The sequence below is a fragment of the Krasilnikovia sp. MM14-A1004 genome (genome assembly GCF_047159485.1).
Classification (GTDB): Bacteria; Actinomycetota; Actinomycetes; order Mycobacteriales; family Micromonosporaceae; genus Actinoplanes.
The window spans coordinates 2,107,869-2,131,738 of sequence record NZ_AP038773.1 but is presented as its reverse complement, the minus strand read 5'-3'; the positions used below and the strand labels follow the sequence as shown (position 1 = coordinate 2,131,738).

At 74.3% G+C, this 23,870-nt stretch carries 25 protein-coding genes and 1 riboswitch; of the genes, 11 read left to right on the top strand and 14 right to left on the bottom strand.

Going from position 1 to position 23,870, the window contains the following annotated elements; all coding sequences use genetic code 11:
• Nucleotides 1-77: 77 nt before the first annotated feature.
• The 4 genes from ACMCNN_RS09720 (at nt 78) to ACMCNN_RS09705 (ending at nt 4,833) form a co-directional block, all read left to right on the top strand.
• A complete protein-coding gene (locus ACMCNN_RS09720; protein ID WP_412745860.1) occupies nt 78-767 on the top strand; it encodes a response regulator transcription factor in 690 nt (229 codons plus the stop codon).
• Nucleotides 768-901: 134 nt separating this feature from the next.
• Nucleotides 902-2,185, top strand: coding sequence for an ATP-binding protein (locus ACMCNN_RS09715; protein WP_412747110.1), 1,284 nt, complete (start codon nt 902-904; stop codon nt 2,183-2,185).
• 244 nt (nt 2,186-2,429) lie between these two features.
• Nucleotides 2,430-4,601, top strand: a complete 2,172-nt coding sequence (locus ACMCNN_RS09710; RefSeq protein ID WP_412745859.1) for an RICIN domain-containing protein — start codon at nt 2,430-2,432, stop codon at nt 4,599-4,601.
• A gap of 70 nt (nt 4,602-4,671) precedes the next feature.
• The gene (locus tag ACMCNN_RS09705; RefSeq protein ID WP_412745858.1) at nt 4,672-4,833 is read left to right on the top strand and encodes a hypothetical protein; all 162 of its coding nucleotides are present in this window, start codon (nt 4,672-4,674) and stop codon (nt 4,831-4,833) included.
• Between the two features lie 59 nt (nt 4,834-4,892).
• Here ACMCNN_RS09705 and ACMCNN_RS09700 read toward each other — a convergent pair whose 3' ends face one another.
• Together ACMCNN_RS09700 and ACMCNN_RS09695 are read right to left on the bottom strand one after the other, a co-directional pair.
• Complete coding sequence (locus tag ACMCNN_RS09700; protein ID WP_412745857.1) at nt 4,893-5,912, bottom strand: adenosine deaminase; 1,020 nt, start codon at nt 5,910-5,912, stop codon at nt 4,893-4,895.
• Nucleotides 5,909-6,697, bottom strand: coding sequence for a trans-aconitate 2-methyltransferase (locus ACMCNN_RS09695; protein ID WP_412745856.1), 789 nt, complete (start codon nt 6,695-6,697; stop codon nt 5,909-5,911). Before ACMCNN_RS09695 ends, ACMCNN_RS09700 begins: the two co-directional genes overlap by 4 nt.
• A 97-nt stretch (nt 6,698-6,794) precedes the next feature.
• On the opposite strand from ACMCNN_RS09695, the gene ACMCNN_RS09690 reads away from it, so the two are divergent.
• The gene (locus ACMCNN_RS09690) at nt 6,795-7,772 is read left to right on the top strand and encodes an aldo/keto reductase (RefSeq protein WP_412745855.1); all 978 of its coding nucleotides are present in this window, start codon (nt 6,795-6,797) and stop codon (nt 7,770-7,772) included.
• 4 nt (nt 7,773-7,776) lie between these two features.
• A complete protein-coding gene (locus ACMCNN_RS09685; protein WP_412745854.1) occupies nt 7,777-7,977 on the top strand; it encodes a hypothetical protein in 201 nt (66 codons plus the stop codon).
• Between the two features lie 175 nt (nt 7,978-8,152).
• Here the strand turns inward: ACMCNN_RS09685 and ACMCNN_RS09680 are convergent, their stop codons facing one another.
• The 7 genes from ACMCNN_RS09680 to ACMCNN_RS09650 form a co-directional block, all read right to left on the bottom strand.
• A complete protein-coding gene (locus ACMCNN_RS09680; RefSeq protein ID WP_030440218.1) occupies nt 8,153-8,356 on the bottom strand; it encodes a cold-shock protein in 204 nt (67 codons plus the stop codon).
• Nucleotides 8,357-8,662: 306 nt separating this feature from the next.
• Entirely contained in the window at nt 8,663-8,935 is a 273-nt protein-coding gene (locus tag ACMCNN_RS09675) for a DUF4235 domain-containing protein (RefSeq protein ID WP_412745853.1), read from the bottom strand.
• A complete protein-coding gene (locus tag ACMCNN_RS09670; protein WP_412745852.1) occupies nt 8,932-9,336 on the bottom strand; it encodes a DUF3618 domain-containing protein in 405 nt (134 codons plus the stop codon). Before ACMCNN_RS09670 ends, ACMCNN_RS09675 begins: the two co-directional genes overlap by 4 nt.
• Nucleotides 9,333-9,767, bottom strand: a complete 435-nt coding sequence (locus ACMCNN_RS09665; protein ID WP_412745851.1) for a phage holin family protein — start codon at nt 9,765-9,767, stop codon at nt 9,333-9,335. The genes ACMCNN_RS09670 and ACMCNN_RS09665 overlap by 4 nt, the downstream gene beginning before the upstream one ends.
• Before the next feature lie 106 nt (nt 9,768-9,873).
• Complete coding sequence (locus ACMCNN_RS09660) at nt 9,874-11,043, bottom strand: mechanosensitive ion channel family protein (RefSeq protein WP_412745850.1); 1,170 nt, start codon at nt 11,041-11,043, stop codon at nt 9,874-9,876.
• A 113-nt stretch (nt 11,044-11,156) separates the two neighbouring features.
• Nucleotides 11,157-11,483: a hypothetical protein gene (locus tag ACMCNN_RS09655; protein ID WP_412745849.1), complete on the bottom strand. Its 327-nt coding sequence runs from the start codon at nt 11,481-11,483 to the stop codon at nt 11,157-11,159.
• Nucleotides 11,484-11,555: 72 nt separating this feature from the next.
• Nucleotides 11,556-13,211, bottom strand: a complete 1,656-nt coding sequence (locus ACMCNN_RS09650) for a glycoside hydrolase family 3 protein (RefSeq protein ID WP_412745848.1) — start codon at nt 13,209-13,211, stop codon at nt 11,556-11,558.
• 166 nt (nt 13,212-13,377) lie between these two features.
• Here ACMCNN_RS09650 and ACMCNN_RS09645 point away from each other — a divergent pair, with 166 nt between their 5' ends.
• Complete coding sequence (locus ACMCNN_RS09645; RefSeq protein WP_412745847.1) at nt 13,378-13,509, top strand: hypothetical protein; 132 nt, start codon at nt 13,378-13,380, stop codon at nt 13,507-13,509.
• 130 nt (nt 13,510-13,639) lie between these two features.
• Here ACMCNN_RS09645 and ACMCNN_RS09640 read toward each other — a convergent pair whose 3' ends face one another.
• The gene (locus tag ACMCNN_RS09640; RefSeq protein WP_412745846.1) at nt 13,640-14,191 is read right to left on the bottom strand and encodes a C40 family peptidase; all 552 of its coding nucleotides are present in this window, start codon (nt 14,189-14,191) and stop codon (nt 13,640-13,642) included.
• A 9-nt stretch (nt 14,192-14,200) separates the two neighbouring features.
• Nucleotides 14,201-14,362: riboswitch (cyclic di-AMP (ydaO/yuaA leader) on the bottom strand.
• Nucleotides 14,363-14,775: 413 nt separating this feature from the next.
• Between ACMCNN_RS09640 and ACMCNN_RS09635 the strand changes: the two genes are divergently transcribed.
• Nucleotides 14,776-15,279, top strand: a complete 504-nt coding sequence (locus tag ACMCNN_RS09635; protein ID WP_412745845.1) for a hypothetical protein — start codon at nt 14,776-14,778, stop codon at nt 15,277-15,279.
• An 8-nt stretch (nt 15,280-15,287) separates the two neighbouring features.
• Here ACMCNN_RS09635 and ACMCNN_RS09630 read toward each other — a convergent pair whose 3' ends face one another.
• A complete protein-coding gene (locus ACMCNN_RS09630; RefSeq protein WP_412745844.1) occupies nt 15,288-16,481 on the bottom strand; it encodes a glycosyltransferase in 1,194 nt (397 codons plus the stop codon).
• 105 nt (nt 16,482-16,586) lie between these two features.
• Nucleotides 16,587-17,375: a hypothetical protein gene (locus tag ACMCNN_RS09625; RefSeq protein WP_412745843.1), complete on the bottom strand. Its 789-nt coding sequence runs from the start codon at nt 17,373-17,375 to the stop codon at nt 16,587-16,589.
• Nucleotides 17,376-17,442: 67 nt separating this feature from the next.
• Between ACMCNN_RS09625 and ACMCNN_RS09620 the strand changes: the two genes are divergently transcribed.
• Nucleotides 17,443-17,643 (top strand): hypothetical protein, encoded by a 201-nt coding sequence (locus ACMCNN_RS09620; RefSeq protein ID WP_412745842.1) that lies wholly within the window; start codon nt 17,443-17,445, stop codon nt 17,641-17,643.
• A 73-nt stretch (nt 17,644-17,716) separates the two neighbouring features.
• Nucleotides 17,717-18,073, top strand: coding sequence for a DUF6401 family natural product biosynthesis protein (locus ACMCNN_RS09615; protein WP_412745841.1), 357 nt, complete (start codon nt 17,717-17,719; stop codon nt 18,071-18,073).
• An 85-nt stretch (nt 18,074-18,158) separates the two neighbouring features.
• Here ACMCNN_RS09615 and ACMCNN_RS09610 read toward each other — a convergent pair whose 3' ends face one another.
• Together ACMCNN_RS09610 and ACMCNN_RS09605 are read right to left on the bottom strand one after the other, a co-directional pair.
• Nucleotides 18,159-19,742 carry a mechanosensitive ion channel family protein gene (locus tag ACMCNN_RS09610; RefSeq protein ID WP_412745840.1) on the bottom strand — a complete coding sequence of 528 codons (1,584 nt, stop codon included), beginning with the start codon at nt 19,740-19,742 and terminating at the stop codon, nt 18,159-18,161.
• Nucleotides 19,743-19,851: 109 nt separating this feature from the next.
• Nucleotides 19,852-21,699 (bottom strand): hypothetical protein, encoded by a 1,848-nt coding sequence (locus tag ACMCNN_RS09605; RefSeq protein WP_412745839.1) that lies wholly within the window; start codon nt 21,697-21,699, stop codon nt 19,852-19,854.
• 188 nt (nt 21,700-21,887) lie between these two features.
• On the opposite strand from ACMCNN_RS09605, the gene ACMCNN_RS09600 reads away from it, so the two are divergent.
• Nucleotides 21,888-23,858: a SpoIIE family protein phosphatase gene (locus ACMCNN_RS09600; RefSeq protein WP_412745838.1), complete on the top strand. Its 1,971-nt coding sequence runs from the start codon at nt 21,888-21,890 to the stop codon at nt 23,856-23,858.
• The last annotated feature ends 12 nt before the right edge of the window (nt 23,859-23,870 follow it).

Sequence of the window (23,870 nt, the reverse complement as noted above, 5' to 3'; positions counted from 1 at the left end):
CGTGACTCTGCGTCATCGTGATATTCCCCTGCATCACCATTTAGGAGTTACGTGCCGCTGGCAGTACGGTGCTCGGCATGGCCACGGTGTTGCTCGTCGAGGACGACCACGTCGTGCGCGGCGCGATGCTGCGGTCGCTGGCCGACCGTGGCCATGCCGTGCACGCTGTGGGAACGGCCCTGGACGCCCTGCGCCGCGTCGCCGCCGAGACTCCCGACCTGGTCGTGCTCGACCTGGGCTTACCCGACCTGGACGGCTCGGACGCGCTGCGGATGCTGCGCGGCATCACCGACGTACCCATCATCATCGCGACCGCCCGCGACGACGAGCAGACCGTGGTGCGGCTGCTGCGCGCCGGCGCGGACGACTACATGGTCAAGCCGTTCACCGGGGCCCACCTCGACGCGCGCATCACCACGGTGCTGCGCCGGGTGGGCCGGGCCAGCCGGACAGCGCAGCCCGCCGTGCACGAGGTCGGCGAGCTGCGCGTCGACATCGGTGAGCGCAGCGCCACGCTCGGTGACACCCCGCTGGCGCTGACCCGCAAGGAGTTCGACCTGTTGGCGTACCTCGCCGCCCGCCCGGGCCGGGTGGTCTCGCGTCGTGAGCTGTTGGAGGAGGTATGGCGACAGCCATCCGTCGGCGAGGACCAGACGATCGACGTGCATCTGTACTGGCTACGCCGGAAGCTGGGCGAGTCCGCGGCGAAACCGCGCTACCTGCGCACCGTGCGGGGGGTCGGATTCCGGTTGGTGGCCCCGGACTGAGGCCGCGGCTGGCGTACGTCAGCGCCGCCACCACCGCCGTCGCCGCCCTCGCGTTCCTCATCCCGCTCGGCTGGGAGCTGCGCGACGACCACCGGGTCCAAGCCATGTCCGCGGCCGACCAGCGCAGCGCGACCGTGGCGGGCGCGCTCGTGGCCGGGGCCAGCCGCAGGGAGCTGCAGGCCGCGATCGACGCGGCGGGCGGCAACCCCGTCGTGCACGGGCCCGGCAGCGTCACCGGGGGCCGCGCCGATCCGGACGACGTCCGCGCCGCCGCGACCGGCCGGCGCAGCCTCACCGAGGACGTCGACGGTGGCGTCGTGCGCCTCCAGCCGGTCACGGTCGGTGACAAGACCTCCGTGGTCGAGGTGTTCGTCCCGAACGCCGAGCTGCGGGAGCACACCGCCCGGGACTGGTGGATCCTGCTCGGCATCGCGCTCGGCCTCGTGCTCGGTTCGGTGATCGTGGTCGACCGGCTGGCCCGCGGCGCCGTGGCGTCGGTCCGCAACCTGGTGCAGGCCGCGATGGCGGTCGGCGGCGGTGACCTGGGCGTACGGATCCAGCCCAGCGGGCCGCGCGAGCTGGCCGAGGCCGGGTACGCCTTCAACCGGATGGCGGACCGGCTGGTCACCTCCCGCACCATGGAGCGGGAACTCGTGGCGGACCTGTCGCACCGGCTGCGCACCCCGCTGACCGTGCTGCGGCTCGACGCGGAGGCGCTCGACCCGGACGACACCCACATCGGCGAATACTCCGCTGCCGAGCTGGACCGCCGCCGGGGCATCCGGCGCATCCGGCAGGCCATCGTCACCCTCGAGGGCGAGGTCGACCAGCTCATCAACACCACCCGCAAGGCGGTCGCCGCGCAGGTCGCCGCGCCCGAGGACGGCCTCTGCGACGCCAGCGAGGTGGTCCGGGACCGGATGCGGTTCTGGTCCGCGCTCGCCGGCGACCAGGACCGGCAGTACCGGGTGCTCGGGGCCAGCACCCGCATCCCGGTGCCGGTGGACCGCGCCGAGCTGTCCGCCGCGCTCGACGCGGTGCTGGGCAACGTGTTCCGGTACACCCCGCAGGGCACCGCGTTCGAGGTCGGCATCTCGCGCCGCGACGGCTGGGTGGCACTGCGGGTGGACGACGCGGGGCCGGGCATCGGCGACCCGGAGAAGGCGCTGCGCCGCGGCGAGAGCGAGCAGGGGTCCACCGGCCTCGGCCTGGACATCGCCCGGCGCGCGGCCACGGCCACCGGCGGGTCGGTGAGCATCGACCGGGCCGTGCTGGGCGGCGCCAGCGTGGTGATGCTGCTGGCCGACGCCGAGGCCGCCCCGAAGCAGGCCAGCCGGTTCGGGCTGGTGGGCCGACTGGCCAGGGAACGAGATCCGGTGCGGCGCAAACGGCCGCAGCAAGGCACCGAGCAAACCTGAGGACCTGCCCGATCCGCCCGACCCGGGCGATTCACTCCGGACGGACCAACTCTTGCTTAGATCTCTATTAAGGGCGTTCCCCTGGCCCGGCAGGCCTGGCACGATCCCATCCGATCCCATCCGGCTTGCCGGTTCGAGGGGCGCACGTCGTCCTCGCAGCGCGGACCGGTCGAGCCCCAGCGCGGTGGGAGGTGGTCACCCCATAACCCCCTCCCACCGCGCACCGGCTGCACGAGGAGGGTTCTTGTCCGCGCACCGACGGCCCGCGCTGCGCGAGGCGGCGCGACGCCGCCTGGCCGCCGTGCGCCCGCGACGCCGGGCTGACTCGCGTACGCACCGGCTGCTGCCGGTCGCGCTCGGCCTCGGCCTGCTGGGCATCGCGGCGGTGGCCGGTCCCGGAGTGGTCGGCGGCGGCTGGAGCGGCGGGGACGGGCAGAACCGGGAACGGATCACCTTCGCCGCCCTGCCGGACGTGCCGGATCAGGGGCTCATCTACGACGGCCTGAAGCTCGCCTCGGCGGACTCCCTGTGCGCGGGGTCGTACCAGCTGGACGATCTGACCTGCACCCACGGGCCCGACCCGGCCCCGGCCGGGCTGCGGGTCCGCCGCAGCGTGCCGCCGGTGACCCAGAAGGCACCCGAGCCGGTCGGCCCGCGCCGCGAGGCCGCCCTGGTGCCCGCCGACGCGGAGATCGTCCGCGACGAGGGCGGCAGCGCGCTCACCCCCACGGCCCCCGCGCTGGTCCCTGACGCGGCGCCCGGTGACGCCGACTTCGTCATGGGACGGCACGACGTCGCCTGCGAGGGCGACGGCCGCAACGGCAAGCGGGTGCAGGTGCTCTACCTGCACGAGTTCGGCACGCCGAGCCGGTACACCGACTACCTCGGCTCGATGCGGGTCTGGGCGGCCGGGGTGGACGCCATCTTCGACGCCAGCGCGGCGGAGACCGGCGGGTCACGGCACGTGCGCTTCGTGACCACCCCGCAGTGCCGGGTGGACGTCGCGGAGGTGCAGCTGCCCGAGGGCGCGCTCGCCTCGTTCACCGCGAACATCGACGCGCTGCAGACGCTCGGCTACAACCGCACAGACCGCAAGTACCTGATCTTCGCGGACGCGAACGTGTACTGCGGCATCGGCACGTACATCGCGGACCGGCGGCCGGGGCTGGGCAACCGCAACAACGGCGGCCCCTCGTACGGGCGGGTGGACTCCGGCTGCTGGAGCTCCGCGATGGCGGCCCGGGAGGTGACGTACACGCTCGGCGCGGTGCTGCAGGACTCCCCCAACGCCAGCGGCGCGGGCGGGTGCACCGACGACTACGACCTGCTGTGCGGGCGGGACCGCTCGGGCAAGCCGGTCCGTACGGTCTGCCCGAAGAAGCACGAGAACCGCCTCGACTGCGGCCACGACGACTACTTCAGCACCAGCCCGAAGCCGGACAGCTACCTGGCCCGCAACTGGAATGTCGCGCAGAGCGAGTTCCTGCTGCGCACCGATGGCGGCGACGACCTGCCCGAGGGGGCGGTACCGGCGCCGGCCACCACCGCGCCGACCGTCACGCCCACCTCGGCGGCCACCACGGCGCCGCCGGCCGACCCCGAGTCGGGCGGTGCGGTACCCGCGCCGGGCTCGGCGGCACCGAGCAGCACGCCGCCCGACGCGCAGCCGTCGGCCGGGAACCCGCCGTCCGCGCCCGCGTCCGGAGCGCCGGGCACCGAGCCGGTGCCGGCCGACCAGGTCGCCCAGCAGGTGCAGGCCGTACTGGAGATCCGCGACCCCACGAGCACGGCGGTCCGGCTCACCTGGAGCGCCGCCGCCCCCGACGCCCGCTACGAGGTGGCCGTCGACGGGGTCCCGGTGGCCACCACGGTGGCGACCCGCGCGCAGCTCATCGGGCTCAAGCCGGACACCTCGTACCAGGTGAGCATCCGCAGCGAGAAGCACGGGTATCTCGCCCGGAGCACTGCGCGCACCGTGCCCGCGGCGCGGCCCGCGCAGAACACCTGGTTCGTGCTGACGAACTCGCTGACCGGCGGCGCCGCCGACCTGTACGCGGCCCGTACGGCCAGCGGCACGCCGATCACGCTCGGCGGCACCGACGGCGACGCCCAGCAGCAGTGGAAGTTCATCCCGGCCTCGGGTGGCACGTTCTCGCTGCAGTCGCGGGCCACCGGCAAGTGCGTGGTGCCCCTGGACGGCAACCTCGTGGCGGGCACGCCGCTGGTGCAGGGTGACTGCACGGCGGACGCGGGTCGCTGGTCGCTGCAGGCCTCCGACTACGGCTTCACGCTGCGCACGACGGCCGGGGATCTCGCGGTGGGCGTGGGTGAGCAGCGGTTCGGGCCGCACCGGCTACTGGTGCTGCAGCAGGGCAACGGAGCTCGGCACCAGAGCTGGACGGCGGTGCCGGGCTGAGCAGGCGGACGCGGAACCGATAGCGGGTGTGGTGGTGCCGCACCCACCCGCCCAGGGAAGGGGAACGACCATGCTGGACACGGACGTGACCGTGGAGCCGGGGCTGGAGCCGGACGAGGGCCCGGCGCGCTTCAACCGCCGCCGCCTGGTGCGCTGGGTGGCCATCCTGACCATCGGCATCCTGGTGGTGCTGGCGATCTGGCAGGACCCGCTGTACGCGGGCCACGCCTGACCCCCCGGCCCTGCCTTGCGGGCCCGCCCCCTGGAGGGCGCGGGCCCGGCAGGGGTCGGTCAGTGCCCGGCCGCGTACGCGTCGATCTCGGCCCGCAGGGCGGTCTTGCCCTCCGCGGGCAGGAACGACGCGTCGACCGCGGCGCGGGCCAGGTCGGCCACCCCTGACTCGTCGAGGCCGAGCAGGCGGGCGGCGACCGCGTACTCCTGTTCCAGGGTGGTGCCGAACATCGGCGGGTCGTCGGAGTTGATCGTGACCGGCACCCCGGCCGCGACGAGGGTCGGCAGTGGATGGTCGTCGAGGTCGGCGACCGCCCGGGTCCGTACGTTCGAGGTGGGGCACACCTCCAGGGTGATCCCATGCTCCGCGAGGTGGGCCATCAGCGCCGGGTCCCGGGCGCTGGCGATGCCGTGGCCGATCCGCTCGGCGCCGAGCTCGCGCAGCGCGTCCCAGACGGTCTGCGGCCCCGTGGTCTCCCCCGCGTGCGGGACGCTGTGCAGCCCGGCCGCCCGCGCCTTGTCGAAGTACGGCTTGAACTGCGGCCGGGGCACACCCACCTCGGGACCGCCGAGACCGAAGCTGACCAGCCCGTCCGGGCGCTCCTCCAGCGCGATGCGCAGGGTCTCCTCCGCGGCGGCCAGCCCGGCCTCGCCGGGAATGTCGAAGCACCACTGCAACTGCACCCCGAAGTCGGTGGCCGCGCTGCGGCGCGCGTCCTCGATGGCGCCGCAGAACTCGGCGGCGGGGATGCCACGACTGGTGGACGAGTACGGGGTGACCGTCAGCTCGGCGTACCGGACCTGCTGGCGGCCCAGCTCGCGGGCCACCTCGTAGGTGAGGGTGCGGACGTCCTCGGCGTCGCGGATCAGGTCGACGACGCTGAGGTAGACCTCGATGAAGTGGGCGAAGTCGCGGAACGCGAAGTAGTCGGCCAGCGCGGCGGGGTCGGCGGGCACCGGTGTGGCGCCCTCGTGCCGGGCGGCCAGCTCGGCCACGGCGCGGGGGGATGCCGAGCCCACGTGGTGCACGTGCAGCTCGGCCTTGGGCAGGCCGGCGATGAATGAGGCCAGCTCGGTCACTGTGGGCTCTCCTTGGGTGTGGTCGCCACGACGAAGATCCGGCGGAACGGGAAGGCCACGAGGCCGTCGCGGGCGGGGTACGCGGCGGCCAGCCGCTCGCCGAGGGCCGCGCGGAACCCCTGCCACGCCGCATCGTCCAGGGCCGCCCGGACCGGCCGCAGGGCGGTGCCCTCCATCCAGCGCAGCACCGGGTGCGCCGTAGCGGGATCGGCGGGCAGCAGATGCACGTACGTAGTCTCCCAGGCGTCGACCGTGGCTCCGGCGTCGGTCAGCACCCGCGCATAGCCGGGCGCGTCGTCGACCGGTGCCTCCCGGAGCAGGCCGTCGAGCCGGGCGGCCCACGGCTCGGTTCGGGCCACCTCGCGCAGCGCGCGGTGTGACGGCGCGTCGAAGTTGCCGGGGACCTGCACCGCCAGCCACGCCCCCGCGGGCAGCTCGCGGACCCAGCGGCGCAGCAGGTCGTGGTGGCCGGGCACCCATTGCAGGACGGCGTTGCTGAGCACGACGTCGTCGTCCGGGCCGGGCTGCCAGGTCCGTACGTCGGCGACCCGGAAGTCGGCCCGGGCACCCAGCGCCACCGCCTTCTCGATCATCTCGGGCGAGGAGTCGAGACCGGTGACCCGGGCGGCGGGCCAGCGCCCGGCGAGGGAGGCGGTCAGCTCGCCCGGGCCGCAGCCGAGGTCGACGACGGCGCGGGGCGCCTCGGCGCCCACCCGGGCCAGCAGGTCGGCGAAGGGCCGGGAGCGTTCGCTGCCGAACCGGCGGTAGACGGTGGGATCCCACATGCACGCCTCCAGAGTTCTCGGCCCCGCTGACGCGGGCCGCTAGCAAACCGTACGTACGTTTTGTATGACGGTAACACCCCGCGGGTACTCTCACCACGTGGAAACCCGGACCTTTGCCCGGATGGGGCGAGAAGTCGGCGTGGTCGGGCTCGGCGCCTGGCAACTCGGTGCCGACTGGGGCAGCGTGACCGAGCAGGACGCGCACGCCACCCTGCAGGCGGCCGCGGACGCGGGGGTGACCTTCTTCGACACCGCCGACGTGTACGGCGACGGCCGCAGCGAGCAGATCATCGGCAGTTTCCTGAAGGGCCACCCCGGCATCACGGTCGCCACCAAGATGGGCCGCCGCGTGCCCCAGGAACCCTCGGCGTACACGGTGGACAACTTCCGGGCGTGGACGGACCGCTCCCGCGCCAACCTCGGCGTGGACACGCTGGACCTCGTCCAGCTGCACTGCCCGCCCACCCCCGTGTTCGCCATGGACGAGGTCTTCGACGGGCTCGACACGCTGGTGCAGGAGAAGCGCATCGCGGCGTACGGCGTCAGCGTGGAGCGGGTCGACGAGGCCCTCACCGCGATCGCGCGGCCCGGCGTCGCCAGCGTCCAGATCATCGTCAACGCGTTCCGGCTCAAGCCCCTCGAACAGGTGCTGCCCGCCGCCGCGGCGGCCGGTGTGGGCATCATCGCCCGGGTGCCGCTGGCCAGTGGGCTGCTCTCCGGCCGCTACGACGAGCACACCACGTTCGCGCCGGACGACCACCGCAACTTCAACCGGCACGGGGAGGCGTTCGACGTCGGCGAAACCTTCTCCGGCGTGGACTTCGCCACCGGCCTGGAGGCGGTACGCCGGCTGCGCCCGCTGGTGCCCGCGGGCGCGACGATGGCCCAGTTCGCGCTGCGCTGGATCATCGACCATCCGGCGGTGACGGTGGTCATCCCGGGCGCCCGCGACGCCGGGCAGGCGCGCGCCAACGCGTCCGCCGCCGGCCTGGCTCCCCTGCCGAAAAGCACCCACGACGCCGTACGGGACGTCTACGACGAACTCGTCCGGCCGCAGGTCCACGATCGGTGGTGACGGGATGCGCGGATGGCTGGCGATGAGCCTGGGACTGCTGGCGGTCGTGCTCGGTGCGGTGTGGACACTGCAGGGCCTGAACGTGCTGACCGACAGCGCGATGAGCGGCGTGACCGTGTGGGCCATCGTGGGCCCTGTCGTCGCGGTCGGCGGCCTGATCCTCATCGTGGTCGGACTCCGGCAGCGCAGCCGCGGGAAGGCCTGACACCGGGCCGGACGGCGGGCGCAGCGGGAACGGGAAACGCGGCCGGACAACCAAGAAGCGACAACCGAGGAGCGACAACCAAGAAGCCCCGCATCCCGATGAAAGGATGCGGGGCTGACTCGGACCGACCTCCGCCAGGTGGCCGGCCGCCGGTGTCACCACCGGCGGATTGGTCTCAGAGCGGGCGGACCTGCTCCGCCTGCGGGCCCTTCTGGCCCTGGGCGATCTCGAACTCGACCCGCTGGTTCTCTTCCAGACTGCGGTAGCCGCTCATCTGAATGGCCGAGAAGTGGACGAACACGTCAGCACCCCCGCCGTCGACGGTGATGAAGCCGAAGCCCTTGTCTGCGTTGAACCACTTCACGGTTCCCTGCGCCATGCTGACTCTCCTTCTGACAATGCCGGCCCCCGTGATGCGGGGCCGATGGCCGTTTTCGAGCAGCGGCGCCTCGGGCGGCCCTTGAAGGACAGTCCCACCCGCTCGCCACGCGACACCTGGCGGCGGAGCGCGGCGGGCGGAATCAGCAAACCACGTACGCAAAAACTGGCCATACTGTACCGAAGAACGGCGCGCAAAGTCTGCCCCCCGACTGCACCGAAAACCCTTGACGGGACAGGGAAATGGGCCTCCACAACGCGATTGCGTGTGGAGGCCCGCGATCAGGGTCGATCAATGTCCGTACACTCAGGCCGGCCACTCTCCGGTGAGCTTGCGTACGCCGGTCGCGCCGCCGCGATCCACCAGCGCCTTCACCACCGCGAAGACGGCGCCCTGCAGCGCGGCAGCCGCGATGATCTCGCCCCAGCCCTTGTCCTCGTCGGTCGCGTCAGGGGTGTCGTCCTCACCGGACGCCACCTGCCAGATCTTCCGGGTCACCAGGCCCGCGACGGCGCCCGCCATCACACCGAGCAACAACCCGACCGGCTTGTACGCGATCTTCTGCACCCGGCCGCTCATCGGCGCCTCCGCCGCATCACCACGATGATGCCGACCAGCACCGCCGCGCCGGCCAGCAGCGCGCCCACCGGAATCGGGTTGCGGCGCATCCGGTCGCCCGCATCGGCGGCCGCATCCAGCGCGCCCGACTCGCGGACCCGGTCCGTGGCCGACTGCGTGGCGTCGCGGACCGCTTCCGTGGCGGACTGCGCCGCGTCCCGGACCGCGCCGGTCGCCTCGGCGGCCTGCGTCTTCACCCGTTGCTTGGTCTGCTCGACCTGGTCCTTGGCACGCGCCTTGACGTCCGTCTTGGCGGCCAGGGCCCGTACGGTGTCACCGAGCTCGGCCCGCGTCTCGGCGACCTCCTCGCGCAGTGCGGCGACATCCGGCTTGGCCTGTGGGGAACCGCTTCTCTCACTCATGCCTGGCTGCGCTCCTTGATCGCGTGCTTGACCTCGTCGACGTCCGCCTTTGCGCTGCGGATGGCGGTCTCCGGTTCCAGCGGGGTCGCCCGGCGCAGTTCGTTCCTGCCGAGCAGCGCCATCACCCCGGCCGTGGCGAACAGCACCACGGTCATGATCAGTGCCGACAGCCAGAGCGGGAGGAACAGGTCCAGCACCACGATGCAGGTGGTGATCAGCGCGCCGACGCCGTACAGGGCCAGCACGCCTCCCCCGCCGAACAGGCCCGCGCCGAGGCCGGCATGCCGGCCCTTCTCCATCAGCTCCGCCTTCGCCAGCGCGATCTCGCTGCGCACCAGGGAGCTGATCTGGTCGCTCGCCTGCTGAATCAGCGCGGCGGTCGACTGGTCGGTGGCCGGGGCGGCCGGTCCACCGCTCAGGACGTCAGCCATTGCGTCCTCCCTTCCTCTGTCAAGGCTTTATGCCCTGACCAGTCGAAGGTCAATCCTCACCCGCGGAAATCCCCCCGCAGGTGCAACCGGACGGCGGCCCCTCAGGTCACGGCTGCGCACCCGGCGCCGGTGGGCCCACGAACGTCGCGCCGCGGCTCGCGCCGTCCCACCCGCCGCTGAAGACCCGCGCGTCGTCGTCCGCCTCGCTGGTGGGTGCGGACGGCGGGCCGCCGACGTGGGGCGGCGCCGGGGTGCGGGGCTGGGTCTCGGCGCGGAACCGGGGCAGCGACTCGCGCTGGTGCTCCCAGACCCAGGCGACCAGCCGTTCCCGGACCAGGCAGCGCAGGTCCCACAGCGACGGCGCGTCGTGCGCGCTCACCAGCGCCCGCAGCCGGACCATGCCGCGCACCGCGTCGGTCACCTGCAGCACGCACACCCGGCCGTCCCACAGCTCTGTGCTCTCGCACACCGCGCGCAGCTCCGCGCGCAGCGGCTCGACCCGGGTGGCGAAGTCGACGTCGATCTCGGCGGTGCCCAGCACCGCGGACCCGGTCCGGGTCCAGTTCTGGAACGGCTTGGTGGTGAAGTACGAGGTGGGCAGGATCAGCCGCCGGTCGTCCCAGACCTGCAGGGCCACGTACGTGAGGGTGATCTCCTCGATGCGGCCCCACTCCTGCTCGACCACGACCACGTCGTCGATGCGGATGGCGTCGCTGAAGGCCAGCTGGATGCCCGCGAAGACGTTGGCCAGCGTGCTCTGCGCGGCCACCGCCGCGACCACGCTGATGATGCCCGCGGAGGCCAGCAGGCTGGCCCCCAGCGCCCGGACCGCGGGGAAGGTCATCAGCGCCACCCCGAACGCCACCACGACGATCCCGGCGACCGTGACCCGGCGCAACATCACCACCTGGGTGCGGACCTTGCGGGCCTTGCGGTTGTCGGGCACGTCGGTACGCCACCGTGACAGCGCCGCGTCCTCGAGCACGAGCAGCAGGGCGCCGACCAGCCAGGCACCGGACACGATCACCAGGATGACCAGGAGGTGCAGGACCTCGTGGCGGCCCGGGAAGTCGCCGGTGGCGCTGCGCAGTGCCTGCTGCACCGCGAACAGCGTGACGGTGGTGAGGAACGGTTTGTGCGCGGTGCGTTCGAGCCTGCTGAGCAGCGCCGAGTGGCGTGCGTACCGGGTCAGCAGCCAGTGCACGGCCTCGACGAACACGATGGCGGAGCCCGCCGCGAGCACCACGGCCAGCAGGGCGTTCAGGAAGTCGGACACGGTCTCTCCTCCGCGAGATCGCGGACGCCCGAAAATTCCGTTTCACACCGTACACGACAGGGCCCGGCGCGGGGCCCACACGACGGCGCCGAATGACCGGGCGCCCCTGGGGCTCAGCGCGAGATCTGCACCCGCACGGCGTCCCGGGTGACGCTGTCGAGGCTCACCTGCAGGCCGGCCACCTGGACGGCGGGCTGGCCCGTGGTGAGCTGGATCTGCTCGCCGGCCACCTCCAGGGTCACGGTGCCCGCGTCGGCCCGGACGAAACGCGCGTCGACCCCCAGGACACTGGCGCTCGCCTCGGTGCTGCGCTCCAGGGTCACCGTGCAGGAGTTGACACCGCAGTCCACATTGTCGCCGCCGCAGCCGGACAGCACGGCGACGGCGAGGACGGCGCAGGTCAGCAGGGCGGCGCCACGGCGCGCAGGGCGGATCCACATCCCGACCAGGGTACGCGGGCCACGCCACCGCCCCACCGGGGCGGCGCTGCCCGGGTGGTGCGGTGGCGCGCGTCAGGCCGCCACGGGCTCCGGCGTGGGTACGGTCGATCCGGCGATGACCTCCGCGGCGGCCAGCCCGCACGCGCGGGTGGCGCCGTACGTGGCGACGTGCACCCCGCCGCTGACCGCGATCGGGACGCCCATCTCCACCACGATCGCGTCCGGCCGGATGGCGAGGGTGTGCGCGAGCGCCTCCGCGACCCACGGGTGCCGGTGCGCGTCCCGGACCACGAGCACCAGCGGGCGGCCGGCCGCGCCCGCCAGCACCGGGGCGGCGGGGTCGGGCACCCCGGCGAGATCCTCGGCGTCGAGCCGGACCGAGGTCGTCCCGGGCATCCGCTCGGCCAGGGGCCCGCCGACGCCCCACGGGGTCTCCGAACCGACCGCGATGTTGCGGGGCGGGGCGAACTCGACGACGTGCGGCGCCGCGGTCAGCGGCAGCGCGGGGGCCGCCGCCCCGACGGTGATCTTGACAGCGCGCCGGGCGGCCGCGATCCCCACCGCCGATCCGGCGTGCCCGGCGCCGTGGGGCCCGGCGCCGTTCGACCCAGCGCCGTTCTGGTCGGGCGGGACGGCGCCATGCGGGACGGGACGGGCGGTGGCGGCCTGCGTCGAGGTGACGATGGCGCTCCGGTCGGCGATGGCGCGGGCGCCGGTGGCGATCTGGCTCGCCTCGGTCCAGGCGGCCAGCCGGCGGACCCGCTCGGCGGCGTCGCGCAGGCGTTCCTCGGCGAGCTCACCGGAGCGCACCGCCGCGACGAGGGCATCGCGCAGCAGCACCGCCGTGCGCTCGTCGGCGTGGTCGCCGCCCACGCAGATGGCGTCGGCGCCCGCGGCCAGCGCCCGCACGGCGGCACCGGCCAGCCCGTACCGGCGGCGCACGCCCTCCATCTCGATGCCGTCGGTGACGATGAGCCCGGTGAAGCCGAGTTCCTCGCGCAACAGGCCGGTGAGGATGCGCCGGCTCAGGGTGGCGGGCAGCTCCGGGTCCAGCGCGGGCACCAGCAGGTGCCCGGTCATCACGGCCTGCGCCCCGGCGGCGATCGCCGCGCGGAACGGCCGCAGCTCACAGTCGTCCAGCTCGGCGCGACTGCGGTCGATCACGGGTACGGCGTGGTGGGAGTCCACACTGGTGTCCCCGTGGCCCGGGAAGTGCTTGGCGCAGGCGGCCACCCCGGCCCGCTGCAGCCCGGCGACGAACGCGGCGCCGTGCCGGGCGACGAGGTGGGCGTCGGCGCCGAACGCCCGTACGCCGATGACGGGGTTGTCCGGATTGGAATTGACGTCGGTGTCCGGGGCGTAGTTCAGGGTGACGCCCGCATGGGCCAGGTCGAGCCCGAGGTCGTGGGCGACGGCCTCGGTGACCGTGACGTCGTCGATCGCGCCGAGCGCCAGGTTGCCGGGGCGCGAGCTGCCGTGCCGGGATTCGAGCCGGGTGACGTCGCCGGCCTCCTCGTCGATCGCCACGATGACGTCCGGCCGCTCCGCGCGCAGTTGTGCCGTGAGCGCGGCGACCTGGGCCGGGGACTCCACGTTGCGGGCGAACAGCGCGACCCCGCCGAGGCCCTCGGCGAGGTGGCGGCGCACCCAGTCCGGTGCGGTGGTGCCCACGAAGCCCGGCTGAAGCACGGTGGCGGCGAGTTCCGGCAAGTCCCCTTGTCGCGGCATGAGCCCCGAACCTCCGGTGACGATCGACACGCGCCGGTCAGCGCGTCCTGTGACAACCGACAACCGTCATGGGCGCGGCGGACGGACCAATGGTCACACCCGGCCCGCGTTCAGTCAACAAACCTTTCTATTAGCGTACGGCCGTCCGCCCGTTAGAGTTCACGGCGTGCAGACCTCCGTTGCGGCGACGTCCGGCGTGGACTGGTCCCAGGTGCATGCCGTACGGCTGCTCGGCATCGCCCTCGGGGCGCTCATCCTGATCTGGGCGATCCGCCGCATGTTCGGCGGCAAACGCTGACGTCACGCCGCATCGGGCGATCCACCCACGGGGGCCCGCGGTGCACACCGACCTGCACCCACGAACGCCGAAGGCCGCCCCGGGGAACCGGGACGGCCTTCGCCACAAACATCCGCCGGGGTGGCCCGGCTCAGCTGCCGAGGCGGCCGTACCTGACCCGTCCGGGTTCGAAGATGGCGGCCAGCTTCACCCGGCTGCCGGGCTTCGGTGCGTGCCACACCTTCCCGTGACCGGCGTACACGGCCACGTGGTAGGCGTGCCCGCCCCGCACCCAGAACACCAGGTCACCCGGGCGCCGCTGGGACTTGGCGAGGCGGCGTACCTGGTGGAACTGGGCGTTCGCGGTGTTGCCCAGTTTCAGCTTCGCCTGCCGGTAGACGTATCCGGCCAGGCCGGAGCAGTCGAAGGCCTTCGGGCCGCGGGCTCCGTACCGGTAGGGCTTGCCCTTCTGCGCCTTGGCGAACGCGACGATCCTGAGGCCCCTGGCCTTCGCCGCCGCGACGGCGCGGGCCTGGACCGCGCGCGCCTTGGCGGCGCGCTGGGCGGCGGTCGAGTGGGCACCCGACCCGGCGGCCGCCGCGGGCGACGGCGCCGCGGTGGCCAGGCTGACGGTGGTCACCAGCGCTGCGGCCATCCCGAACAGGGCGAGACGGCGCATAACCGGCTGATTGCGGTGAGACATGCAGGCATCCTGATCCTTCAACCCGCGTGCGAGGTTAGCTGTCGGGTTAGGCCTTGAAGTGGCCCGTCACGCCACGCGTGACCACACCCCCAGCCGGTGTCCGGCACCGGCACACTGGGTCCCCCGTTCCTGCCCATCGAAGTCACTGATAGGAGTCAGTCTTCGTTCGCACTCCCGGCGGGCAGGACTCCGCGGCCGGGAGCGGCGACCCCGGGTGTCGGGGTGCGTCCTTACCGTCGGCACGACGCCGGGCCTGCCCACCGCCACTGCGGTTGCATCAACCTCGCCACTCCCGAACCCGACGCCCGGTCGGCTTTCCGGCGGGACACGGCCCGCCCAACACCCCCGGAAGCGGACGAGCCGGGCAGGGTTGTGTGCCGCAGGTCACAGCACGGCCGGAGTTTCCGCGTCGCCCGGAATCGGGACCCGCGTGGCAGACCGTGCGGGCCCGGCCGGTCGGCGACATTCGCCGCGGTACCGGATGACGATTCGGTTCGGCACACCGCGGGTACGGATCCCGTCCGATCCGGTAGGCGAGGAGAATGCACTCTCGGTCGCCGACAACCGTGGAAAGGACCATCCGAGTGACGGACCAACCGATGTACGCCAGCCTGGGCTACACCGACGCCGAGTGGGGACTGCTGACCGGACTGCCGCAGTCGGTGCTGACCGCCGCCAGCGCCGCCAGCCCGGACGGGGCCCGCAAGACCCGCGCCGAGAACGCCGCCGGGCTCGACGAGATCGCGGACGCCCGTACCAGCACCAGCCCGCTGGTCGCGGCCGTGGCCGCCGCCGTGGTGGACCGGGTCGGCGACCCCGAACTCGGCGAGGAGCTGCCGGTCATCGCCCCGGCGGATCCCGCCGGGTACGCCGAGGACGTGCTGGACCGGGTCGGGCAGGCGGTCACGTTGCTGGCCGCGAAGGCCCCGGACGAGGACGCCCGGACGTACCGGCACTGGCTCGTGGAGATCGCGGAGTCGGTGGTCGGCGCCGCCTCCACCGGCGGTGTACTCGGCATCGGCGCCGAAACCGTGACCGACAGCGAACGCCGGTTCCGCGACGACCTGTCCGCCGCCCTGGCCGACTGAGCGCGGGACTAGGCAACCGCCTCGGCGTCGGCGCGGCGGCCCTCGACCGCCGCGTACACGGCACTGACCCGGGCCGCCGCGCGCTGCCACGAGTACGCCTGGCGGGCCCGGTCCACCGCGGCCGTCGCGTACGCGAAACGGCGCACCGGGTCGATGATCAGCCGGCGCAGCGCGCCGCCCAGCGCGCCGGGGTCGGCCGGTGGCACGAGATCACCGGTCAGGCCGTCCACCACGGTCTCGGTCAGCGCGCCGGAGGCGACACCCACCACCGGCACGCCGCACGCCATCGCCTCCAGCGGAGCCTCCTCGAACCGGTCGTGGCCGGGCGCGGCCACGAACACGTCCGCCGAGCGGTACCAGCCCGGCAGGTCCGCCGGGCCGACCGCGCCGACCAGGTGAACCCGGTCGGCGACCCCGCAGCGCACGGCCAGCTCGCGCAGCTGCCCGGCGTGCGGGTCGTCGGGCAGGCCGGCGGCGGGCGGGCCACCGATCAGCAGGAACTCCGCCGCCGGGACGCCGCGCATGGCCCGGACGACGTCGCCGAAGCCGGACTCCCCGGCCGGCTGGCCGACGGCGAGGATCCGGGGACGGTGCGGGTCCCGCTCGGCTGCGGGCCCGTCCGGGGTGAACCGCCGGCTGTCCACGCCGGCCGGGACGAAGGTGACCCGTGAGCGGGGCACCCCGCCGTCCACCAGCTCGTGAACCTCCTGCTGGCTCCGGGCCACCACCCGGTCGACGGCGCGGCCGAGCGCCCGCTCGTATCCGGCCCGCGACGGGCCGTTGCCGCCCGGATCGGCGTCGTCCGGCCCGGGGCCCGGCCCCGGCTCGTGGAACGACTGCACCACGGGCACGCCGATCTCGCGGGCCGCGGTGACCCCGGTGAGGCCGCTCGTCCAGAAGTGCGCGTGCACCACGGCCGGCGCCCAGTCCCCGTCCCGCCAGGACCCGCCGAGCCACCGCGCGAACTCGGCCAGATACGGCAGCCGGTCCCGTACGGGAATGGGCCGCGCCGGACCGGCCGGAACGCGCAGCACCGGAACGCCGCCGGAGGCGTGCACCACGTCGGGTGGGCCGGAATCGTCGCGCCGGGTGTAGATCCGGACGTCGTGCCCGCACTCGCCGAGCGCCGTGGCCAGCTCGATGACGTAGCGGCCGCCGGCGCCCGGGGACACGGCGGGCTCTGCGATCATCGCGACGCGCATGGGTCCTCCTCCAGCAGAACAGCCTCCGAGAGGACGACCGGAGGGAAGCCGTGACACTCGGTGCGTTGTGCCCCTGCCCGGCCGGGATAAACCCGACCCGACCGATCAGAACGTGACGAGCTTGACGGTGGTCGCGGAGGCGCGCAGGTCCAGGGCGTAGCGGTCGGCGGCCGTCGACCAGGCGGCCGGCGCCAGCACCGAACCGGCGGGCACCGCGGTGCGCGCCGCCCACGGGGCCCGCACCGACCCGGCGCCGTCACGCAGCCGCATCCGGACCGGACCGGCGGCGGGTGCCCGTACGGTGATCATCGCGACCGGGCCGGTGACCGCGACCGGCACCGTGCCGCGCGGGGGTGGCAGCCGCAGTTCGAGCAGGCCGGACGATCCGACGTCCAGCCGCCGGATCCGCCCGCGGCTCAGGTCGAGGTGCTGCTCCCCCGCGCCCGCGGGCAGCCGGACGTCCCAGCTGACCGTACGGTTCAGCGCGATCCGGACCGTGTCCGTGCCGTCGCCGCCGGTGGATCGCAGGGCCAGGGCCACCCTGCCGTGCGCACCCGCGACCCGCGGGGCCAGGCCCGACCCGGCCGGGGTGCTGATCCGGTAGAGCAGGCCGGGCAGGTCCACCAGGCGCAGGTCGAGCTGCGACGCCGCGTCCCCGACGACGAGCGTCACCGGGCCGCGCCCGCGCAGCGGGGCCTCGACGACGTGACCGGGCCCGGGCGGCGCGGTCGAGGCCGTCGGCGATGCGGCGGCCGGTGCGGCGGCCGGTGCGGCGGCCGGTGCGGCGGCCGGTGCGGCGGATCCGGCCGGGCCGGTGCACGCGGCCGCCGGCAGCAGGGCCAGCAGAGCGAACGACAGCGCGGCCGGGTGGCGACGGCTCAGTTCCCGGAACACGATCGGACAACGCGGAATCGGCCGAACGGGTGACGGCGCTTCGCGCGGGTCACGCCACACTTGCCGGGTGAAGTCCGCAGGGTTCCTTTCCGACCGTCAGCGCCGGTTCGCCTGGCTCGGCTTCGTGCTGGCCGCATTCCAGGCCCCGCTGGCCGCGAAATTCACCGACGACGCGTCCTGGCTGTTCGCGCTGGTCGTGGCGCTCGTCGTGGCGACCGTGATCATCGCCGACGACGTCGAACGGCGGCGCCCGGAACCAGCCGAATAGTCATTGCGGTTCAACCGATCTGCACCGGTCGGGAGAACCTTTGGCTACCCGTGGCTTCCTACCGTCTCTTTTCATGACTGGCCTGTTCGGCGGCGCTGCCGCCCGCGCTGCATTGCGCTCCGCCCATGCCTGCCTCGACGCGCTGACCGCCTCGGTCGGCGAGTCCGGTTTCGCCGCGGCCGGGGACTCCCCCGGCCTGCTGGCGGCCGTCGACCAGCACTCCGCCGGGATCCGGGAGAGCCTGTCCGCGGACACCCGCCCGTTGACGGCGGTGGTCCTCGCCGCGTACGCGGAGGGGGTCCGCGAGGCGGCGTACAAGCACGGCTGGTGCCCGCCGGCCGACGCGATCGACTGGGGGGTGCAGGACTGGGTGCTGGTGCGGCTGCTGGCCGTGTGCAGCCTCGCCCGAAGCCTGCCCCCGCGCCGCTGACCCGGCGCGAGGCGAAAACACCGATCAGGCCGTACCGATCCAGGGCCGGTGCCGGAATTCCGGCACCGGCCCTCGTCTGTCCCGCTCAGGTGCGCTTGCGGGGACGGTTGCGGCGGGGGGTGCCGGGCGGGCGCTCCGGGGCGTCTGCCGGGGCGGCGGGGAGGACCTGGGTGTCGTCCGCCGCGTCGGGTTCACCGACCGGCACCGGCTCCGTCACGTCGGATTCCGTGGCGGTCCCGGCCGGGACGGGAATCGGCTGCGTGTCGTCCGCCGGAGGGGTGCCACCCGCGACGGGGATCGGCTGCGTGTCTCCCGCCGGCGGCCCCGGGTCCGCGCCGCCCGGCGGTGCCAGCCCGCCCTGGCCGGCGCCCCGGACCGCGGCGATGTCGGTGGTCGTCTCGTCGTCGTCGCGGCCGAAGCCCGGCACGAAGTCCGGCCTGTCGTCCTCGGCGTCGGCCCGGCCGCCGGAGCGGCGCCCCGTACCGGACCGGGTCTGTCCGGCGGCGGCCGCGCGGCGTTCCCGCTGCCGGGCCGCCTCGGCCTCCGCCTCCGCCCGGACCGCGGCGGCCGCCGCCAGCCGCGCCTGCTCCGCGCGCCGTGCCTCGTCGGCCGCGCGTTCCCGCTGCTCCGCGCGCGCCTGCTCCGTCTGCCGGGTCTCCTCCGCCTTCCGGGCCTCCTCGACCTGGCGCACCTCTTCCGCCTTCCGGGCCTCCTCCGCCCGGCGGGCCCGCTCCGCGGCCTGCTGCACCTCCTGCGCGCGTCGCGCGTGTTCCGCCTCGCGCGCCTCCTGCGCCTTGCGGGCCTCCTCGGCCCGGCGCGCCTCCTCGGCTTTGCGCGCCTCCTCGGCCTGACGGGCCTCCTCAGCCTTGCGGGCCTCCTCGGCCCGGCGGGCCTCCTCGGCTTTGCGGGCCTCCTCGGCCTGGCGGGCCTCCTCCTCACGGCGGGCCTGCTCGGCCGCTTCCCGTGCCCGCTCATCGGCGTACGAGCGGGCGTGCTCCCGGATCGCCGCGGACTCCGCGCCCGCACGTTCGAGCCACTCCTCCCAGCGCCTCTGCATCGGACGCACCAGGCCACCGCCCACGCCGACGACGAGAATGCCCGCGACCGTGGCGAGGACCGCGATCAGCAGCGGCTGGGTCACCGACGTAGCGATGTGGACCTGATCCAGTGCCGCGATGACACCCAGCGTGATGATCAGCACGGAGGCGATCCGCGCCAGCAGCCGCCCGTAGCTCAGGCCGCCGAGCGCGCTCGCGATCAGGTCGTGCGCGGCTCCGGCGATCGCGGAGGCCACCACGACGATCACGATCGCCACGAACGCCCGCGGCAGCCACGCGATCAGCACAGTGAGCAGATCACTGACCGGATTCGGGCCCCACAGTCCGAACGCGAGCTGCAGGGCGAACAGCAGCACGGCGTAGAAAGCGATCTTGGCGCACAGATCGCTCGCGTCGATGTTGCTGCCGCGCAGCGCCCGGCGCACCGCGCCACGCTCCACGGCCCGGTCGAAGCCCATCCGCTGCAGGGCCTTGGCCACGACCGTGCGGGCGAGCCTGGCGACGACGTACCCGATGGCCAGGATCGCGATGAACGCCAGCGCCGTCGGCACGAACAACAGCACCGAGCGCCACATGTCGCTCAACCCCCGGCTCAGGTCGTCGCCACTCATCCGCGCCCCCTAGCTGCCGTTCCCGGCCGGCGACCTGCCGGCCCACTGACGACATTAGGTCGGTGGTGCGGCGCCCGCCGAGCACAGTGCGACTAGTTCGCCCGTCCGGTCAGGCGCAGCCCGCGCCGTTGATCGCGCAGTTCGACGGCTCGGCGGCCAGCACACCCTGCACCGTGAAGGTGAAGGTGACCGATCCGCCCGCGGGGATGGTCGCGTCACCCGCCGGTGCGAAGGTGACTTTCTCACCGTCCTGGGTGACGGTGACGGCCGAGTCGCCGTCGACCGCGTTGCCGCCGGGGACCTTCAGGGTGACCCGCCACTGACCGGCGGCGCGGTCCCGCGGGTTGGCGACACGCACCGTGCCCACGTAGTTGGTGAGGCCGTCCGGGCCCGTGTCCGCGTTGTGGGAGAACGTCGCGGTGAGCGGTGCGAGCGTCGTCGGCGAGGGGCTGGCGCTCGCCGAGGACGACGCGCTCCCGGTCGGCTTCGCGCTGGGGGTGCCGCTGCCCGGCGTGGCGGCGCCGGGCAGGGCCGTACCCGGGGTGGTGCGGGTGGGCGAGCTGGTACGGCGGGACGGGGTCGGCGTGGGGCTCGCGGTGGTGGGCTTCGGGGATTCGGTGGGCTGGGCCGGGACGGCGTCCGGGCCGGAGTCCGCCGGGTCCAGCAGCGCGTCGTCCGACGGCAGGGCGGAGGCGGTCGCGGCTGGCGCGGCGGCTGCGCGCGGCGGGGTGGCGGGGCTGCGCAGCGCCGCGTAGCAGAGACCGGCGCCGAGCAGGACCGCGGTGGCGGCCGCGCCGAGCACGATCCGGCGTCGCCGTTCGTGCCGCGGAACCACCGGCTCGGGCAGGCGGTGCCCGGCCGCCGCGCCGTGGCGTTCGGCCGGGGGGCCACCGGTGCGGTTGTCGGCGGTGACCGTGAGATCCCGGTCGTCAGAGCCCCGGGCGGAGTCCGGCGCCGGCCATCCGTCGACGTCCGGAGCGGCGGGCGCCGCCCATCCGTCGTTCCCGGCGTCCCACCCGGCGGCCGGCGGCACCGCGGCGGCGGCCTGCCAGTGCTCGGCCGGGGCCCAGCCGGTCGCGGGGTGCGCCGAGGCCCACCCACCCTGCTGTTCCTGCGCGGCCCAGCCACCCTGCTGTTCCTGCACGGCCCAGCCAGCCTGCTGTTCCTGCGCGGCCCACTCGGCCTGCTGATCCTGCGCGCCCCGGGAGGTCGCCTGTTCCTCGGCGGCCCAGCCGGTCGGCTGTTCCTCCCGGTGCCAGCCGGACGCCTGTTCCTGCGCGCCCCAGCCGGTCGACTGTTCTCCGGCGTCCCCGGCGTTCGCCTGCTCCTCGGCGGCCCAGCCGGTCGGCTGTTCCTCCTGGTGCCAGCCGCTCGCCTGCTCCTCCCGGTGCCAGCCGGTCTGCTGGCCACGGGGCCAGCCGGCCTGCTGCTCCTGGCGCCAATCCGTCGACCGTTCTTCCGGGAACCAGACGGGGGCGTCGTCCGCCGGCGCCCAGCCGGCCGCCCCGGGGGCCTCGGCGTGTGCGCCCGGCTGGCCGGGCCGCCACGCGAAACCGCCGGTCCCGCCGCTGAGCAGGGATCCCCCGGCCCGCCGGTTGCCGTCCGCGTGCCGCGCTTGGGGCTCCGCCACGGCGAAGCGGCCGCGCGGCTGTTCCGGCTCCGCGCCCGGCTCCGGCAGCGCCCAGGCGTCGCGGATGCGGGCCGCCTGTCCGGAGACCGGCCGCCCCGTCCCGTCCGGCGACGAGAAGTCCCGCTGGGCCGGCACGTGCCCGTACGGCGGCGCGTCGGCGGACCGGCCCGGCGGCTGCTCATCGCGCGGGGCGAGGTCGGCGAGGGCCGCGTACGGGTCGGTCGGCTCGGGGTCGGGCTCGGCCGCGGGCTGAGTGTCGAACTGCTGCAGCTCGGCGACGTACCCCATCACACCGCGGCTCGGCCGGGGCTGCCTGGGAAAAGTCACGCCGGGACTATAGGACCTGGTAATTGGGGAACACCAAGGTCAATTCGGGTACGGGGAGACTACCCAGCGTCAGGTCGCGGGCGATACCGTCACATGTGACCCAGGGCACTCCGGGCGGCACTCGCAATTTCGGACGGTCGGATGGTGCCCACATCGTCCAAAAGGTTGAGTGGGGATAGGCTTTCTCCATGACTGGCTCGGGAGGCGGGGACCCTTCCACGATCACCACGCTGCCGACCCAGGCAGGCGTGGCGGCCCAGAGTGACCCGGATTGTGCCCGGCTGGTTCGCGAGTTCCCGTGGGAGACGACCCCGCTGGGGCCGATGGCGCAGTGGGATCCGCAGGTCCGGGCCGCCGTCGACGTGGTGCTCGCCGCCACCGTGCCGATGGCGCTGGCGCTGGGCGAGGACTTCCGGCTGATCTACAACGACGCCCACGCGGGCGCGCTCGGTGAGCGGCATCCCGGCGCGCTCGGCCGCCCCGCCGCCGAGGTCTCCGGCGAGCTGTGGCAGGTGACGGCGGCCGAGACCACCCGGGTGACCCGCCGGCTGCAGAGCCTGAGCGAGCTGACGGCTCAGCTGGCCGGAGCCCTGACCATCGACGAGGTGGCCCGGGTCGTGCTCGCGTTCGCGATGGCCTCGTTCGACGTGGATCACTGCGCCTTCGCGGTGGACGACGGCCCGGCCTGGCGATCCGTGCGCCGCGTCCGCGGCGAGATGCTCGACGAGGCCGACGAGCGGCTGCCCCCGCTGTGGAAGCGGATCGGCGCCGATGCCGGATCCCCGCTGGTGTCGGCGGCGCAGAGCGGGGCCGGCGTGTTCATCGCCGACGGCGCGCCACTGCGCGAGGTCGCGACGGACCGGCACGAGCAACGCGTCAGATCGCTGGCCGTGCTGCCGTTGCGGGCGATGTCCGTGCGCGGGGCGCTGTCGCTGGGATATCGGCGCGCGCACGCCTGGCCCCCCGCGGACCAGGCGCTGCTCGCGGCGGCGGCGGAGCTGGTCGCACAGGCCGCCGAGCGGGCCCGCCGGTTCGAGGCCCAGCACGGCACGGCCCAGTTGCTGCAGCGCAGCATGCTGCCCGAGCACCTGCCCGAACTCGACCGGTTCCGCATCGCGGCCCGCTACGACGTCGGGGTCGACGGCAACGCGGCGGGCGGCGACTTCTACGACGCGTTCGAGCTGGCCGGGGGGCGGCTGGCCATGGTGCTGGGCGACGTGGCCGGTCACGACGTGCGGGCCGCCGCGGTGATGGGCCAGGTCCGGGCCGCGCTGCGGGCGCTGGCGCTGACCGATCCGGCCCCGCAGACCGTGCTGGCGGGGCTGGACCGGCTGATCGGCTCGCTGGGCGCGGAGCAGCGCAACGAGGAGATCTTCGTGACCGTGGTCTACGGCGTACTCGATCCGGTCGACGGCACGATCACCCTGGCCAGCGCCGGGCACCCGCCCCCCGTGCTGCGCCGCGCGGCCGCCGACGGCGGCCCGGCGACGGCCGAGCTCGTCGCGCTTCCGCCGGGCGCGCCCCTGGGCCTGGGCGGCCGGTGGAATGTCGGAAAGGTACGCCTGGAGCCCGGCGACACGATCCTCATGTTCAGCGACGGCGTGGTGGAGCGCCGCCAGCAGGCCCTCAGCGTGGGCCTCGACGCCCTGGTCGACGTGGTGGCCGCGGCTCCCAGCGGCGATCCGCGCAACCTCTGCGTGCTGGCCAACGCCGCGGTGCCCGGACGCACCGACGACGACGTGGCGGTCCTGGCGGTCGAGCACGCGATCACGTTGAGCCGGTCCGCCACCATGCAGGTCCCGGCGGAGCCGACCGGACCGAGCCGGGTACGGCACTGGATGACCAGCCGCCTGCGCGAGTGGTCCGTGCCCGAGCCGGTGATCGGCGCGGCGATCCTGTGCACCAGCGAGCTGACCACCAACGCCCTGCTGCACGCGGGCACCCCGGCGCAGGTGCACATCGACCTCAGCGCGGAGCGGCTCCTGGTGTCGGTGGCGGACACCGGCACCCGTGGCAGCGTGGCCCGTGCGCAGACCGACACGATGAGCAGCCGGGGCCGGGGCCTCGGGCTCATCGAGGAGCTGAGCGACGCCTGGGGTACGGACCCGAGCGTGCGCGGCGCCACAGTCTGGTTCGAGATCCTCATCCCGCGCCGCTGACGGCCGACGTGG